Raw genomic sequence first — 16,860 nt, 5'->3', positions numbered from 1 at the left:
TTTATTTATATATCTGTTCTTATATTTCCTGTTACGACATAACTTTATCAACCTATAAAGCCGAAAATTTTTTCCATCTTCATCAGCAAAAATTCAGGAAAAAAATCCTTGCTGATTTTGAATATTATACTATATGATATAACGAAAAAGCAAAATAATGGCCTACGAATACTTTGCTTACAAACGTTGTTTTATCAGGCTTTTTGTTATATTTTCACCTCATTGAAATGCACAGTAACGGTATTGTAAAATATCGTCTATAATTGATAACCTATCGTAATGTAGTTGAACTATACTTAACCTCTTTGTTACGCTAAAAGGAATTTTCAGTAAAAAGAGATGATATGGTATTAAAAATTTGTTTCTTATTTTTTATTCGTATTGCAAGCGGTTGAATTGTTGTGAAAAACTTCCTATTAAATCCACTCACCGTTCCTCTCTCACTAAATCAAACAGGACAGATAAGTGCATATATCAAACTTTAATCAGTAGGGTTTTTGTTCATCCCCACTGATTATCAGCCCTCACCAACCGGGCGTTTACTGGCAGCCCGATCCCCACCTAACTTCTTTGCTTCCGCTGAATTTTGAGGTGTGGGTCTTACTGCCCGTTAATGCGGGATAAGAGACGGCATCTAATATACACCTATAGGGAACATGCCATCTGAATAAGCAAAATAATATGCAAATAATTTATACAGCACACTTAAATTCATTTGAGTGTGTTTTTTGTCTACTTTATGAACAAAGCTTTTCTTTTAACACTATTATGGAATAATTATACTTTTTTACGTTGACAATAGTGTTGAAGGAGAATATACTAAGCATGTAAGTTGATTGTGAATAGTTTCACAAATAATGTGAATTTCTTCACATATAATAGATAGGAGTTGTCATTATTATGAGTACTTGGACACAAATTTATGATCCATTAAACAATATTTGGTTATCTGCACTAATCGCAGCACTTCCAATTTTCTGCTTCATCATTTGTTTAATGGGACTGAAAATGAAAAGTTATATCGCTGGTCTTTACAGTGTGATTGTCGCTATTATTCTTGCAATATTTGTTTATAAAATGCCAGCAACAGTAGCTGTAGCATCTGCTGGATTCGGTGTTTTATCTGGATTTTATCCAATTTGTACTATCGTTATCGCCGCAATTTTCCTTTACAAATTAACTGTTAAAACAGAGCAGTTCAATATTATTCGCGATAGTATTTCAAGCATTACAAATGATCAACGTTTACAAGTATTATTAATTGCTTATTCTTTCGGTGCTTTCTTAGAAGGCGCAGCTGGTCTAGGGGTTCCAGTTGCTATTACAGCTGCACTACTTGTGGGTATGGGCTTTAATCCATTAAAAGCAGCAGGTATTTGTTTAGTAGCTAATATTGCTGGTGGTGCTATGGGTGCTATGGGTATTCCAGTTACAGTACCGGCACAATTAACTGAACTTGACGCATTAACTATTGGTCGTCAAACTGTTCTTATTTTACCTTTCATTAGTATTATCTTACCTTTCTTACTTGTTTCAATGGTCGATGGAGTTAAAGGTATTAAAGAAACTTGGCAAGGTATTCTTGTAAGTGGTGTTTCTTTCGCTATTACTCAATTCGCTGTAACTTACTTCTTAGGTGCAGAACTTACTAATATTTTCGCAGCCGTTGTAAGTATGATTGCTCTTGCATTATTCTTACGTGTTTGGCAACCAAAATCTTCTACTAAAGAAGAAAAACAAGAAACTAAAGTATCACATACATTCAATCAAATTTTATATGCTTGGTCTCCATTCGTATTCTTAACTGCATTTGTAACAATCTTTAATTTAAAACCAATTAAAGCTTTATTTGCTCCAGATGGTGCGTTAGCAAACTTAGTATTTAACATTCAGTTCCCTGGTCTTCATAATGCTGTTATGAAAACTACACCAATTACAAAAGCTGATACACCTTTCGCAGCTGTTTTCAAATTTGATGTATTTTCTTCTACAACTACTGCGATTGTACTAGCAATTATCGTTTCACTTATCGTTTACCGCGTAAAAGGTAAAATGGTTAAAGAATTAATGATTGAAACAATGAAAGAATTAAAAGCTCCAGTATATACAATTTGTAGCGTTATCGCTTTAGCTTACGTAGAGAACTACTCTGGTATGTCATCTACACTTGGACTTGCATTCTCATCTACTGGTAATGCATTCCCAATTCTTTCTCCAATCTTAGGATGGATTGGCGTATTCATTACAGGTTCAGTAGTTTCAAGTGGTTCTTTATTCGCACCACTTCAAGCAGTAACAGCAGACCAATTAAACATCGTTCCTTCTACACTCGTTGCCTTAAACGTGGTAGGTGGTACAATGGCAAAAATGGTTTCACCACAATCTGTAGCAGTTGCTTGTGCCGCAGTTGGACTAGTTGGTAAAGAATCTGCTCTATTTAAAACAGCAATGAAATACAGTTTAATCTTCTTAGCTGTTATTAGCTTACTTCAATTAAACGCTGTGTTTAATATCTTTTAAAAATAAAACACCGATCCAAATGGATCGGTGTTTTTCACATTATATTTTTTTATTTTTTAATAAAGAAGCTCCAGCAATTTCAGGATGAGTCATTTCGAATGGATCTAAAATAATATCCAATTCCTCTTCTGTCAGTACACCATGTTCTAAACATAACTCCCTAACAGATTTTCCTGTTTCAATTGCTTCACGTGCAATACGAGATGCTACTTCATAACCAATATGAGGATTAACTGCTGTAATAATTCCAACACTTTTCTCAACATATTGCTTCAGCAATTCTTCATTTGCTGTAATTCCTTCAATACAATATTCACGGAATACACGGAATCCATTATTCATAATGCTTATAGATTGAATTAAATTAAATACAAGCACAGGCTCCATTACGTTTAACTCTAATTGTCCTGCTTCTGATGCTAAGCAAATTGTATGATCGTTTCCGATTACTTGGAATGCGACTTGGTTAATTACTTCTGCCATAACTGGATTTACTTTTCCTGGCATAATGGATGAACCTGGCTGACGTGCTGGCAATTGAATTTCAGCTAACCCAACACGTGGACCAGACGCCATAATACGAAGATCGTTTGCAATTTTAGACATGTTCATCATACATACTTTAAGCGCTGCAGATACTTCTGTGTATGCATCTGTATTTTGCGTTGCATCAACTAAATGCTCTGCACCAACAAGTGGGAATCCACTAAACGTTCTTAAATGTTTTACCACTTGTTCAATATACGTAGGATTTGCATTTAATCCTGTACCAACAGCTGTCGCCCCCATATTCACTTCATATAAATGTTGACGAGACTGTTTAATTCTTTTTATATCACGCTCAAGCACTCGGCTATACGCTTCAAATTCTTGTCCAAGGCGAATTGGAACTGCATCTTGTAAATGTGTGCGTCCCATTTTAATAACGTGATCAAACTCTTTTGCTTTTTTACGAAAAGCAGAATGAAGTTCTTCCATTGTAATAAGAAGCTCTTCTAACATCATAAGAGTTGCAATATGAATCCCTGTTGGAAACGCATCGTTCGTTGATTGGGCCATGTTCACATGAGTGTTTGGGCTAATTTTCGCATATTCCCCTTTTTCATATCCCATACGCTCTAACGCTCTATTCGCAATTACTTCATTTGTATTCATATTAATAGAAGTTCCGGCTCCGCCTTGAATAGGATCCACGATAAATTGATCATGAAACTTTCCATCAACAATTTCTTGCGCTGCTTCTGCAATTTCATGTCCAATGTCTTTAGCTAAGTAACCAGTATCTATATTCGCAAGTGCCGCTGCTTTTTTCACAATTGCCATTGCTGTAATGAGTGATGGATGAATGCGGTATCCTGTAATTGGGAAGTTTTCTACGGCACGTAATGTTTGTACACCATAATAAGCTGCACTTGGTACTTCTTTTTCACCTAAAAAATCTTTTTCTATACGTATATCCTTCGTTGCTATCATTTTTATCACCTATACTTTTTCATTCTAAATCCTTATCCAAAAAATCCGCCCTCTAAAAACACGAGTATCATTCAGAAGAATTTTTCAGTATCCACCTTCACTATATAGCACCTTTTTTGAAAGCGCAAACATTTATTTTTCTGTATATCCTTTTTATTAAAGTTTATAGAAAATCATTCTTCTACTTTCCTTATTTCCACTCGTTTAATTTGATGCATATCCTTTTCAAGGACTTTAAAATAAAAACCGTGTTTCTCAATAACATCTCCTTCAGCAACGATTTGTTTTTGTACCATAATCCAGCCACCAATTGTATCTACATCATCAGCAATTAAATGTATGCCAAGCAAATCATTTACTTCACTAATAAGCACTTTTCCCTCTACGATTTTATATCCTTCACTTACATGCTCTATAGGTGGATTCTCATCTTCATCGTATTCATCTCGAATTTCTCCAACAATTTCTTCTAAAATATCTTCTAGTGTAACAATCCCTGCTGTACCACCATATTCATCATATAATACAGCTAATGGAATGTGTTTTCTTTGCATTTGTAACAGTAAATCATGAATTGGAATATTTTCTAGCACTTCAATAACTGGCCTTGTATATGGCATAATTGAGCACTCCTCGTCCCGATTACCATCCATATAACGAATAAATAAATCTTTTACATTTACCATCCCAATAATTTCATCTTTATCTTCACCAAATACAGGATATCTCGTGTACTTTTCTTGTGCGATGACTTTAATATGTGTTTCAAATGGTTCGTCCTCATATAAGCCTACAACTTCCGTACGAGGTACCATAATTTCTTTTGCTACTCTATTATCAAATTCAAAAATATTATTTACATATTTAAATTCCCTTTGGTTAATCTCTCCGCTCTCATAGCTCTCAGATAAGATTAACCTTAATTCTTCTTCTGAATGAGCTACTTCATGTTCAGATGCTGGATGTAATCCGAATAAACCAGTTACAACCCTTGCTGAACCATTTAAAGCCCAAATAAACGGGTACATAACTCGGTAAAAATAAATAAGTGGTTTCGATAACAATAAGCTAACTTGTTCTGCTTTTTGTATAGCAAATGTCTTTGGAGCAAGTTCCCCAATGACAACATGTAAAAATGTAATTACTGCAAAGGCAATAATAAATGAAACTGTACTGGAAATTGCAGGTGAGAATTGTAATTTTAAAAACAACGGCTCGAGTAAATGTTTAATAGTTGGTTCCCCTAACCACCCGAGCCCTAAAGCAGTAATTGTAATACCTAGCTGACAGGCCGATAAATACTCGTCTAAATTTGAAGTTACCTTTTTAGCTGCCAGTGCACCTCGTCTTTTTTCACTAACGAGTTGATCAATACGACTGCTACGTACCTTAATAATTGCAAATTCAACAGCCACAAAAAATGCTGTTAACCCAATAAGAATGACTACCATCAATAATTTTAAAATATCCACATATGCTCTTTAGCTCTCTTAGCTAAAGTTACACCTCCTTTTAAAAAGAAGTTTCACTTTAGTTTCTTCAATTATTGGAAAGCAACTCTATATAAAATCCACCAATTTTCAAACCTCATACAATTCTAAAGGTAAACCATCAGGGTCTTGGAAAAAGACGAATTTCTTCCCCGTTATTTCATCAATACGGATTGGTTCTGTCTTAACACCACATTGGTTTAAATGCTTCACAGCTTCTTCTATATTTGTAACAGCAAATGCTAAATGTCTAAGACCGGCTGCTTCTGGAAAACTTTTGCGCTCAGGCGGATTTGGAAATGAAAATAATTCGATTTGATACTCTTCTCCTACACATAAATCTAATTTATAAGAATCTCGTTCCTTTCTATATACTTCATTTATCTCTTTAAACCCTAATATTCTAGTATAAAAATTCTTTGACCTCTCATAATTCGAACAAATAATTGCAACGTGATGCACTCTACATATATTCATACTCTCTCTATTCCTTTCTTTACCAAAGATGCATATTCTCCCTTGAAATGAAAAACATATATAGCAGAATATCTCTTTTAGGGGGCTTATCATGAAATTCATTACTTTTTTCGTCGGACTAATTGTTGTTTTCTTACTCGCTTATATTGCTAGCAACAATAAGAAACATATTAAGTTTAAACCAATTTTCATCATGCTTATTATACAGTTAATTTTAACCTACCTATTATTAAATACAGAAATCGGTCTCATACTTATTCGTGTCATTTCCAGTCTGTTTACAAAGCTACTCGAGTATGCTGCTGATGGAATAAATTTCGTATTTGGTGGTATTGCAAATAAAGGTGAAATGCCATTTTTCCTTACTGTATTATTACCAATCGTCTTTATTTCTGTTTTAATTGGTATATTACAACATTTCAAAATACTACCATTTTTTATTCATTGGATCGGGTACTTTCTTAGTAAAATAAATGGTCTTGGGAAATTAGAATCTTACAATGCTATTGCCTCTGCCATTGTCGGTCAATCAGAAGTTTTTATTACAGTGAAAAAGCAATTAGCTCAAATTCCAAAACACCGTCTTTATACACTTTGTGCCTCTGCTATGTCAACCGTATCTATGTCTATCGTAGGTGCCTATATGACAATGATTGAACCTAAATATGTAGTAACTGCACTCGTTCTCAATTTATTTAGCGGTTTTATTATCGTACTCATCATTAACCCTTACGACGTTAAAGATGACGAAGATATTTTAGAAATCAAAGGTGAAAAACAAAGCTTTTTTGAAATGCTTGGAGAATACATTCTTGATGGTTTTCGTGTAGCCATTGTTGTCGGCGCTATGCTCATCGGATTTGTCGCATTAATTAGTTGTATTAATGACCTGTTCCTCATTATATTCGGTATTACGTTCCAACAATTAATCGGCTATGTATTTGCACCTATCGCATTCCTTATCGGTGTACCAAGTTCTGAAATTGTCGCAGCTGGCAGCATTATGGCAACGAAGCTTGTAACGAATGAATTTGTCGCAATGATGGACCTTAGTAAAATTTCTAATAGCCTTTCTCCCCGTACAGTTGGGATTATTTCTGTTTTCCTTGTGTCTTTTGCCAATTTTTCTTCCATTGGTATTATTTCAGGTGCGGTAAAAGGACTAAACGAAGAACAAGGAAACGTTGTTGCGAGGTTTGGCCTTAAATTACTATATGGAGCTACTCTCGTTAGCATTTTATCCGCAATTATCGTAAGCATTATGTTGTAATTAGGTAAAATTTTATCATTTTCTTATCCCTATCTTTTGTATACAATAACGAATAGATGTCTTATAAAGTGAAACTTTACTCAGAGGGGCTATCCCCCTCTGAGTATTAGCCTTCACCAATCGGGCTTTTACGGGCAGTTAACTCCCACCTAACTTCCTTGCGTTCGCTGGACTTTGAGGTGGGAGTTTTACTGCCCGTTAATGCGGGATAAATAATCAAGACATCTATTTTTTATACATGTACAATCGCTTTTATTTAGCGTAAAATATTTTTTATGTGTTTGAATACACTTCTAAATGTATATACTTCGATAGTTTTAAAGGAGAAAAAATGATGAAATCCGACCCGAACAACAATACGCGAGCCAGAAAAGGACGCTCAAAGAAAAAACGCCTACTTTGGTTCCTTCTTATTCCATTACTAATTGTAGCACTTGGAGCAGGAGGCTACTCCTTCCATATATACAGTAAAGCAAAGTCCGTCTTAAATAATGCTTATGCTGAACTAGGTCGAGGAGATAAGTCCAGTAAACGTGAAAAAGCTGTTAAACCTATGACCGACAACATTTCTGTACTAATTATGGGTGTTGATGAAAGTGATATTAGGGAAAAAGGTTATGGAAAAGCAACTCGAACAGATGCGTTATTACTTGCAACAATTAATAAAAACGATAAATCCGTTAAACTTGTAAGCATTCCACGTGACTCACGCGTCTACATTAAATCACGTGATAAATACGATAAAATCACACATGCGCACGTATTCGGTGGTGTAGACAGCACAATTGATACGGTAGAGAACTTTTTAGATGTTCCAGTTGACTACTATGTAAAATTCAACTTTAAATCATTTATTAAAATTGTTGATTCCCTTGGTGGTATTACTGTAGACGTTCCAGTTGAGTTCACAGAGCAAAATAGTAAAGATGAAGCAGATGCAATTCATCTAAAAAAAGGACGTCAACATTTAAATGGAGAAGAGGCACTGGCACTGGCTAGAACTCGTCATATCGATAGTGATTATATGCGTGGTCAACGCCAACAGCTTGTATTAGAGGCCATTGCTGAAAAGGCACTATCTCTTAATTCCATTAATAAAATCGGAGGCCTACTAGACGCTGTCGATAAAGACTTAAAAACCAATTTAACTTTTGATGATATGATGACAATTACAAAAAATTCAATGGATTCAAATTTAAAGATGGAAAAAATGCAAGTAGAAGGTACAGATAAATATATAGGCGGTATTTATTATTACGTTCCAAATGAAAAAAGCGTCAATAATATTTCGACAAAACTACAAGAACATCTCGGTGTTACGAATAAAAATGAGCATAAAAAATTATAATAAAAAGGCTGCTAGATTTCTCTAGACAGCCTTTTTATTATATTTTTCAACATATTTTTCATACACATTGTGACAAGAAGTGACAATTATTACAGCGGTGTAACATTTTTTATGAAAACATTACACACACAGTGAAAATAATAGTATACTAGTACGTACATAATGTTATTTTCATCATTTTTATACAAAAAATGTAATACATATATTTATACATAAATTTCTGGGGGGAAATAAATGAAGCTAAGTAAAATACTGATCGGTTCTGCAATTGCTGGGGGCATATTACTTTGTGTAGGCGGTGTTGGGGGATATCAATATGTCTCCAAATTAAATAATCAATTAGATACTACTGCATTACCGAATACTACATTTGAAGGTATTTCTCTCGATGGAAAAAATAAGAAAGATATTCAAGCAATTATTAATCAAAAGGTAACTGAATTAGATCAAAAATCCCTTACCTACATATTCCAAAACGATAAACAAACTTACACATGGAAAGATTTAGGGATAAATTATAAAGAGAAAGATATTATTGACAAAATCTTTAAAGAACAAGAAGGAAACGTAATGAATCGTTACAAAATGCGTAAGCAAGCTGAAAACGGTGAATTAAAACGTGAATATAAATTAACACCACAATTAAATGCAACAGCTTATGAAACCTTTATAAAAGATAAATATAATGAAACATTAAAAAATCCTATTAATGCAGAATTCAGTATTGAAGGCTCAACAGTAAATGTTAGTCAAAGCCAAAACGGAGAAAAAATTGATAAAGGGAAACTAAACGGTTTAACAAACGAAGCTATTACTACCGGTAAATCAGATGTCACATTGCCAGTCACATTCATAAAACCAGAACGCTCTACAGAAGACATACAGAAAATGGGGATTAAAGAAGTCATCGCTGAATATTCTACTCCAATGGCCGGCCGTAACGGAAATCAATCATTTAACGTAAATAAGTCAGCCAATACTTTAAGTGGGGTTATTGTCGCACCTGATGAAACGTTTAGTTTTAACGGCCGCGTTGGCGTAACTGATGCTGCACATGGTTACAAATCTGCAGCAGTATATTCACAAGGTAAAGTAATACAAAGTGCAGGCGGAGGAGTTTGCCAAGTCAGTAGTACATTATACAGCGCAGCTTTAAGGGCAGATTTAGGCATTGTTTCTCGAAGCAATCATTCTATGCCGGTAAATTATTTACCACTTGGGCAAGATGCAGCAGTAGCAGATTATGGTCCAGATTTAAAATTTAAAAATAATACGGGCAATCATATTTATATTCAAGCATTTTCAAATGGAGGTAGTATTACTACACGCATTTTCGGTACAAATACTGGTAAAAATGTTGAAGTTTCTTCTCAAGTAATTAGTAGGACTAGTGATAAAATCACAGCGGTTACGTATAAAAAAGTAACACAAAACGGGGAAGTAATATCAAATGGACAAATTTCAAAAAGCGTATATAAAAGCGCTCCAAAAGAATAGCTAATATCCACCGAATAGCATAAAGAAAAAGGCGTGATTATATCACGCCTTTTTCTTTTGCAGTAATAGTAAAAAAGTTTCAAGATGGTCTTTCGTTTCTTCTAAAGACCACATACGATTGCCTTGCTTCGCAGCTAATACACACGCCTCTTCCCACGCGTTCTTTTTCTTCATATTTATTAATTCATCACGTAATTTCAAAACAATTTCTTCGTCTTCTTGTTCAATAAACTCTTCCATCACGCTTACTATTTCATCCTCATGAATACTTAACGTACAGTACGATTTAAGAAAGTATTGTAATGTCGTATACATAATGTACTCCCCCTTCTTATTTATCAGATGGATAAGAAGTAATAATCTTAAACCCTAATTCTCCTGACTTATCTCTTGCTAAAACAGTAACAGTTTTTACCAACTTGTCTTTTACACTCATATTTTTCTTTATTACCGTTTTTCCAACCGGGAATGAATGTGTTGTATTTAATACGAGACGAGCCTCTTTAGAATTTTTTAACCAGTCTTGAATTTCCTTATCATGCTGCTTCAAACTATCTTTTACAGCTTTCGTTGCTGTTTCCTTGTCATAGTATGTACTTGCTGCTGATACTTTATCTGTCTTCAAGCGATTCTTCAAATCTTCTTCTGATTTGCCTACATGTCTTTCAATCGTATGACCATTTTTAGGTGGCCCTTCCATTTCATCTAAAATATTATCACTAATTTTTTCTACTGATGTCGATTGATTCCCTGTTTGTTTCTCTGTTTTTTGTTCTTTTCCTGCACATCCACTTAAGATCAGCATTAGTGCCAATAAACCACTCAAGAAAAGACTACTTATTCGTTTCATCATATCACCTCTTTCATGATTATTATCGCAACTTCACTAAAAGTCAATTTCACAACGAAAAAATCTATCAGTTTTCATTTTTTTCATCTATTTTTCCATATTTACCCGCGCAATTTCATCAACCCTCTATTTTTCGACTTTTTATAATATATACCCCCTATATTTTATGATTATTTCCCAGATGAAAACACTGATAACATAACTATAAAACTCTTTTATACAAAGGTTTTTATAGTTTTTTTAAATTCTTTTAAAATACCCCCATTTTTATATACCTAATACCCATATAAGGTATAAAGACCCCTTCTTATCAACGTTTTTCTACATTATGTAAATTTACCCTTGCCTATACAAACGAAATATGGTGTAATGCAAAAAAAGATAAAGGATTTTAAACAATGGCTGAAACGATTCAAAATTTCTTAACAGAATACTATTCAATCGCAATTCCACTTAGTATCTTAATTAACATCATCATTAGTCTTTTAGGTGTTATTCCTAGCATCTTTTTAACCGCCATTAATATACAGCTCTTCGGTGTAACAAATGGCACAATCATTTCGATCGCAGGTGAGGCCTTAGGGGCTATTATCTCGTTTTATATTTATCGCATAGGCCTTCAAAAGTTCACTCACGATAAAGTAAATAAGTACCCAAAGGTAGAGCGTCTTCTTTATGTAGAAGGTATAGAGGCCTTTCTACTCGTTCTATCGTTTCGATTGATACCTTTCATCCCATCAAGTATCGTGACTTTATTTGCAGCTCTAGGGAAAATGTCATTACTCTCCTTCAGTATTGCCAGTACAATAGGTAAAATACCGGCCTTATTGATTGAAGTATATTCGGCATATCATGTTATAAACGGAACAAATGAAGCGAAGTGGATTGTAACAATCGCAGGCGCTATTGGATTGTTTTATTTGTGGAAAAAATGGAGAAAAAAATAAAGAAGGAGCCCATGCTCCTTCTTTATTTTTGAAGTATTTTATTAATATCTGTCCCTTAAATCCTTAATTTACACCAACAGCACTAAATGATTGCTTCACTGCATTTACTTCTGCAGAGCTAGCACCATATAAATCCGCAGCAGCTTGTACTGCACCAGCACGAGCTTGACTAAATGTAGTAGATTGCGTGAAATACTGTGTATTTGCACGGTAGTAAATCGCACCTAATTTATCTTTACCAATACCAGTTACAGTTACACCAGAATGCGTACCACCATTTGCTAATAAATAAGCTTGTTTGTTAATAATACCACTGTTTGTATGAACGCCACCGTTATCACTTGAACCTGTGTAACGCTTAGAATAGTGGTCTGGGTCACCATATTTCGCTGGATCACTCATAGAGCGAAGCGCGTCTCCTGCTTTACCAGGCGTGTAAATATCTTCACCAATCTCCCAATCTGGGTTACGGTTATCATAGAATTCTACTAAAGTACCAAAGATATCAGAAATCGCTTCATTTAACGCCCCTGATTCATTTTGATAAATTAAGTCCGAGCTATTTTCCGTAACAGCATGCGTTAATTCGTGACCAATTACGTCAATTCCACCAGATAATGAAGTGAATGTTACACCATCACCATCCCCGTATACCATTTGTGAACCGTTCCAGAATGCATTATTATACTTACTTCCGTAATGAACTGTTGATTTTAATGGTGCTCCTGCATCATTAATAGAGTTTCTGTTAAATGTAGCTTTATAATAATCATATGTTCTACCTGCATAGTAATGAGCATCTACTGCCGCTGCATCATACGCTGCATTGAAAACATTATCTGCATCTGCCCATAATGTTCCTGGTAATGTTGAGCGGTTTTTCGCATCGTATGTGAAAATCGTTGCTCCGCGCGTATTATCTTGTAAGTAGTAAGATGAACCAGATAATGTTGTATTAAGTGATTTCGTATCTCCTAATACACCTTTACCAGTTCCTACTTTATTTGTTCCTGTTACAGGTTTTACTACTGCTTTCGCATCCTGTTTAGGAGCCTCTTGCTTAACTGGTGACTTATCTTCATTTGCTACATGATCCAATTTATTATATTTATTTAATACTTTACCGCTGTCTGCTTCAATGAAATAGTAGTAGTTTCCTGGACTAGGATCTAAGAAGTTTAGATTTACAACGTATGCATATGTTGTTTCTTCACCATTTTGATATACATATAAGTCCGCTTTTGGTTCTACCTCATATTTCGGTGTTACCCCTAAGTCTTGCTGCGCGATTTCAATCGCTTTTGCGCCTTCAATCTTATTTTTATTTTTCAACTTTTCCTTCTTGTCTAAATCAGGTGCAACTGTTCCAGACAATACTTTTAAAGAACCGTCTTTACTTACGTGAGCTACTTGAGTAGAACCCCATACAGGTACTCCTTCGTAAACTTGTTGCATACGTACTACTGTTGAATCAGTTACAGCATCTTTCTTCACTTGTTTCACTTTGAAAGAATCTTGCGCACTCTTTTCCCCTAGCTTGTAATCACCTTTTGCTGCGTTTAAGTAATCAAACACAACAGATTCTGCTTTCTTACCAGTCGCTCCAGTTAAATCACCAGAAATAAACTCAGGTGACTGTACTGTCTCATTGTACTTCTTCGTAGAGAGTACATTTTTAGAATCCGCAAATGCAGAGCCTGTCCCTCCAAACGTTGTAACTGCCATTCCTGTCGCTAACACTAACGCTAAACTTTTCTTTTTCATGAACCTTCCCCCTAATAAAAATTTTTTTGAAAAAGAGTAGTTTCATATTAGCATTATGTTTCCACTATTAATATACTAAAAATTCAAATAATTATTTTCTCAAGTTTTGTAGAATTTTGAGGAACAAATATTGAAAAACCCCTTTCCGGTTGGAAAGGGGTTTCTTCATTATGAATTAATTTGTTCAACGGTTTTAGCTTCTTGACCAAGGACATCTGGTTTCCAAGCATACTGAATATCTAATACTATCGCCGCAATTGACATAATTACAAATGTTCCTACAATAAACTTTTTCATAATCTCACTCCTTTTTATTCTTCTAATAATTTTATTGCTAATTTATAATAATAATTACTTTCTTTAAAATCTGCGCATTCTTCTAAGTACTCCGCCAACTCTAAATATATAGTTTTCAAATCTTTTATATTGTTTTCAGCTTTAAAAAAAGGAACTACCTCTGTTTCCAAAAACCTTTTATAAGTATCTCTTTTTTCAAAATACTTATATTGTAAACTTAATAGTAAATATAACATTCCTTTGTATCTTTCAGCTTTCTTTGCAGCAAAAATACCTTTTTCAATCCATTTCTTCGCGTCTTCAAATTCTCCCAATTGAATACATTGTAAGGATAGTTCATACATAGCATCAATATAATTCATATCCTCTTCTTTTTTATACTTTAAACATTCTATATAATACTCTTTTGCCTTCACATAATTCTTTTGACGGTAATACAAATAACCAATATTATTTAAAGCGATTGACATAATATTATCTTTATCCGCAAAAGAATTTGCTTCTCTTAGAATATGATTATAGATTTCCATCGCTTCATTATATTGTTTTTTTCGAGTATAACTAAATGCAATTAGAAATTTACAATTAATTATATTTCTAAACTTATACTCACTCTTAAAGCCTTCTAACGCAACATTAGCAAAGTATAAAGTCATGTGGTCTATTTCCATCTGACTATATGTGAGCGCTAAATTATAATATATCCCCGTTTCATAATAGCCCAGTTCCTTCGCCATGGTTTCCGTTTGCAGTAAGTACTCCAAAGCCTGTGTATATTTATACTGTAAAGAATATAATAACGCCCTACTATACGTATAAAGCATTTTTTGAAATGGTGAATATTTTTTATACACCTTTTTCAACTTATCCAATTCTTCTTCAAGAGCTACTAAATCCCTTTTCATAATTAAATACCGCGTATACAGCAGTTTATAATAATTTATAATTTCAAAATCCAACACATGCTTCATTTCACCTTGTAACTCTTCATATATACGTTCTACTTGTGGCTTGTCCAAATGAACTAGTGCATTCAGCCATTCATCCAACTTCCCCTTCACATCTTCTTCTACATCCCTCAAATCCGTCACGGCAATTTCTAACCTTGTGCAGAGCAATTGTAGAATTTCTTCTGATGCTTCGATCTTTCCATTTTCAATCTTACTTAAGTATGAGACAGAACAAATGCCCTGACATAATTCTTCTTGTGTCATTTTTTGCTGAAGCCGTTTGTAAAAGACTTGTTTGCCTATTTTTTCTAATGTTTGTTGCATTGTCCTCCTCCATTCTCATTACCCCATTACTCTAATAATACATAAAATTTGGAGAAATATAAATTGATAAATATAAATTTTCTAAAAAATATGCATAATTTCATTTTTTTCTCTCTTGACTTCACTTCAATATCTCTTCTTTGCTACGAATGGTGAAAAATTGGTATACTATAACCAAATTATGGAGGTGTTCTCGCGATGACTCATTATAAAGACGATAGTTATGCCTTACATACAGACCTATATCAAATCAACATGGCTTATACATATTGGAAAGATGGTATTCATAATCGCCGTTCCGTGTTTGATTTATACTTTCGAAAGCTTCCATTTGAGAACGGCTACGCTGTTTTTGCTGGCCTTGAGAAAATTGTAGAGTACATAGAAAATTTCAGCTTTACTGAAAGCGATATCGCTTATTTAGCAGAATTACAATTTGAAGAAGAATTCCTTCATTATTTACAAAATATGAAATTCACTGGGACGATTCGTAGTATGCAAGAAGGTGAAGTTGTATTTAATAACGAGCCTTTATTACGCGTTGATGCACCACTGGGTGAAGCACAAATTATTGAAACCGCTCTCTTAAATATTGTGAATTACCAAACATTAATTGCAACAAAAGCAGCCCGTATGAAACATGCTGCAAATAATGATGAGCTTTTAGAGTTCGGCACAAGACGTGCCCACGAGTTCGACGCTGCCCTTTGGGGGACGCGTGCTGCCTTTATTGGTGGTTTCTCCTCTACAAGCAATGTTCGTGCTGGGAAACGCTTTGGGATCCCTGTAGCTGGCACACACGCTCACTCTTTCGTTCAAGCATATCGCGATGAATACGTCGCGTTTAAGAAATACGCTGAAACTCATAAGAAGTGCGTCTTTCTCGTTGATACATATGACACATTGAAATCTGGTGTTCCAAATGCAATTCGTGTTGCAAAAGAATTTGGGGATCGTATTGATTTCTATGGTATACGTCTTGATAGTGGTGATATGGCTTATTTATCGAAAAAGGCACGAAAACTACTAGATGAATCAGGGTTTACAAATACAAAAATTATCGCTTCTAGCGATTTAGATGAATACACAATTATGCACCTTAAATCTCAAGGGGCAAAAATTGACGTATGGGGTGTTGGGACAAAATTAATTACGTCCTTTGAGCAACCTGCATTAGGGGCTGTTTACAAACTAGTTGCGATTGAAGATACTGACGGAAAATTAAATGATACGATTAAAATTTCATCTAATCCTGAAAAAATTACCACTCCAGGACTGAAACGAATTTATCGTATTATCAATCGGGTTAACGATCATGCAGAAGGCGATTATATTGCGTTAGATTCTGAAGAACCTGGAAAAGAAGAGCGCTTAAAAATGTTCCATCCAGTTCACACATATATAAGTAAATTCGTAACAAACTTTGAAGCCCGTGAACTCCATAAAGACATTTTCGTTAACGGTGAAAGAACATATGAACTACCAAGTATATTAGATATTCAGCAATATAATGAACAGAGTCTCGCTCTATTTTGGGAAGAATACATGCGAACTTTAAATCCCGAAGAGTATCCTGTCGATTTAAGCCAAGAATGTTGGGATCATAAAATGAATTACATTCAAACTGTTCGAGAACAAGTTGAAAAAAACATA

General features: G+C 34.5%; 14 protein-coding genes. 6 read left to right on the top strand and 8 right to left on the bottom strand.

All coding sequences use genetic code 11. The features are described 5' to 3' along the window. Window positions 1-900 precede the first annotated feature (900 nt). Window positions 901-2,520: an L-lactate permease gene (locus MR160_RS28110; RefSeq protein ID WP_000109120.1), complete on the top strand. Its 1,620-nt coding sequence runs from the start codon at window positions 901-903 to the stop codon at window positions 2,518-2,520. 39 nt (window positions 2,521-2,559) lie between these two features. On the opposite strand, the gene aspA is transcribed toward MR160_RS28110, so the two are convergent. The 3 genes from aspA to gloA2 all read right to left on the bottom strand — a co-directional run bounded on the left by aspA (window position 2,560) and on the right by gloA2 (window position 5,960). Next, entirely contained in the window at window positions 2,560-3,993 is a 1,434-nt protein-coding gene (aspA, locus tag MR160_RS28105; protein WP_016097704.1) for an aspartate ammonia-lyase, read from the bottom strand. A 173-nt stretch (window positions 3,994-4,166) separates the two neighbouring features. After that, window positions 4,167-5,465, bottom strand: coding sequence for a hemolysin family protein (locus MR160_RS28100; RefSeq protein WP_000353320.1), 1,299 nt, complete (start codon window positions 5,463-5,465; stop codon window positions 4,167-4,169). Window positions 5,466-5,573: 108 nt separating this feature from the next. Next, window positions 5,574-5,960, bottom strand: coding sequence for an SMU1112c/YaeR family gloxylase I-like metalloprotein (gene gloA2 / locus MR160_RS28095; protein ID WP_001017673.1), 387 nt, complete (start codon window positions 5,958-5,960; stop codon window positions 5,574-5,576). A 91-nt stretch (window positions 5,961-6,051) separates the two neighbouring features. Between gloA2 and MR160_RS28090 the strand changes: the two genes are divergently transcribed. From MR160_RS28090 to MR160_RS28080, 3 genes are all read left to right on the top strand, one after another. Then, window positions 6,052-7,230 (top strand): NupC/NupG family nucleoside CNT transporter, encoded by a 1,179-nt coding sequence (locus MR160_RS28090; protein ID WP_000668872.1) that lies wholly within the window; start codon window positions 6,052-6,054, stop codon window positions 7,228-7,230. A 331-nt stretch (window positions 7,231-7,561) separates the two neighbouring features. After that, a complete protein-coding gene (locus MR160_RS28085) occupies window positions 7,562-8,578 on the top strand; it encodes an LCP family protein (RefSeq protein ID WP_002083775.1) in 1,017 nt (338 codons plus the stop codon). Window positions 8,579-8,812: 234 nt separating this feature from the next. Next, entirely contained in the window at window positions 8,813-10,075 is a 1,263-nt protein-coding gene (locus MR160_RS28080) for a VanW family protein (RefSeq protein ID WP_000777357.1), read from the top strand. A 42-nt stretch (window positions 10,076-10,117) separates the two neighbouring features. Here the strand turns inward: MR160_RS28080 and MR160_RS28075 are convergent, their stop codons facing one another. Both MR160_RS28075 and MR160_RS28070 read right to left on the bottom strand, forming a co-directional pair. Continuing rightward, window positions 10,118-10,390 carry a hypothetical protein gene (locus MR160_RS28075; RefSeq protein ID WP_000288803.1) on the bottom strand — a complete coding sequence of 91 codons (273 nt, stop codon included), beginning with the start codon at window positions 10,388-10,390 and terminating at the stop codon, window positions 10,118-10,120. Window positions 10,391-10,406: 16 nt separating this feature from the next. Then, window positions 10,407-10,925 (bottom strand): RNase A-like domain-containing lipoprotein, encoded by a 519-nt coding sequence (locus MR160_RS28070; RefSeq protein ID WP_000822706.1) that lies wholly within the window; start codon window positions 10,923-10,925, stop codon window positions 10,407-10,409. Between the two features lie 398 nt (window positions 10,926-11,323). Here MR160_RS28070 and MR160_RS28065 point away from each other — a divergent pair, with 398 nt between their 5' ends. Further along, window positions 11,324-11,872 (top strand): TVP38/TMEM64 family protein, encoded by a 549-nt coding sequence (locus MR160_RS28065; RefSeq protein ID WP_000852228.1) that lies wholly within the window; start codon window positions 11,324-11,326, stop codon window positions 11,870-11,872. A gap of 63 nt (window positions 11,873-11,935) precedes the next feature. Here MR160_RS28065 and MR160_RS28060 read toward each other — a convergent pair whose 3' ends face one another. From MR160_RS28060 to MR160_RS28050, 3 genes are all read right to left on the bottom strand, one after another. Then, entirely contained in the window at window positions 11,936-13,636 is a 1,701-nt protein-coding gene (locus MR160_RS28060; RefSeq protein ID WP_000730377.1) for a M4 family metallopeptidase, read from the bottom strand. A 168-nt stretch (window positions 13,637-13,804) separates the two neighbouring features. Beyond that, window positions 13,805-13,933 carry an NprX family peptide pheromone gene (locus MR160_RS28055; RefSeq protein WP_000713580.1) on the bottom strand — a complete coding sequence of 43 codons (129 nt, stop codon included), beginning with the start codon at window positions 13,931-13,933 and terminating at the stop codon, window positions 13,805-13,807. Window positions 13,934-13,947: 14 nt separating this feature from the next. Beyond that, the gene (locus MR160_RS28050) at window positions 13,948-15,207 is read right to left on the bottom strand and encodes a tetratricopeptide repeat protein (protein WP_081143493.1); all 1,260 of its coding nucleotides are present in this window, start codon (window positions 15,205-15,207) and stop codon (window positions 13,948-13,950) included. A gap of 198 nt (window positions 15,208-15,405) precedes the next feature. On the opposite strand from MR160_RS28050, the gene MR160_RS28045 reads away from it, so the two are divergent. Continuing rightward, the coding region (locus tag MR160_RS28045) for a nicotinate phosphoribosyltransferase (RefSeq protein WP_242298666.1) at window positions 15,406-16,860 on the top strand (1,455 nt) is incomplete at its 3' end.

This window comes from Bacillus cereus group sp. BfR-BA-01382, from assembly GCF_022663475.1.
GTDB lineage: Bacteria > Bacillota > Bacilli > Bacillales > Bacillaceae_G > Bacillus_A > Bacillus_A thuringiensis_S.
The sequence above is the reverse complement of the archived record's forward strand: the minus strand, read 5'-3'. Positions and strand labels throughout refer to the sequence as shown.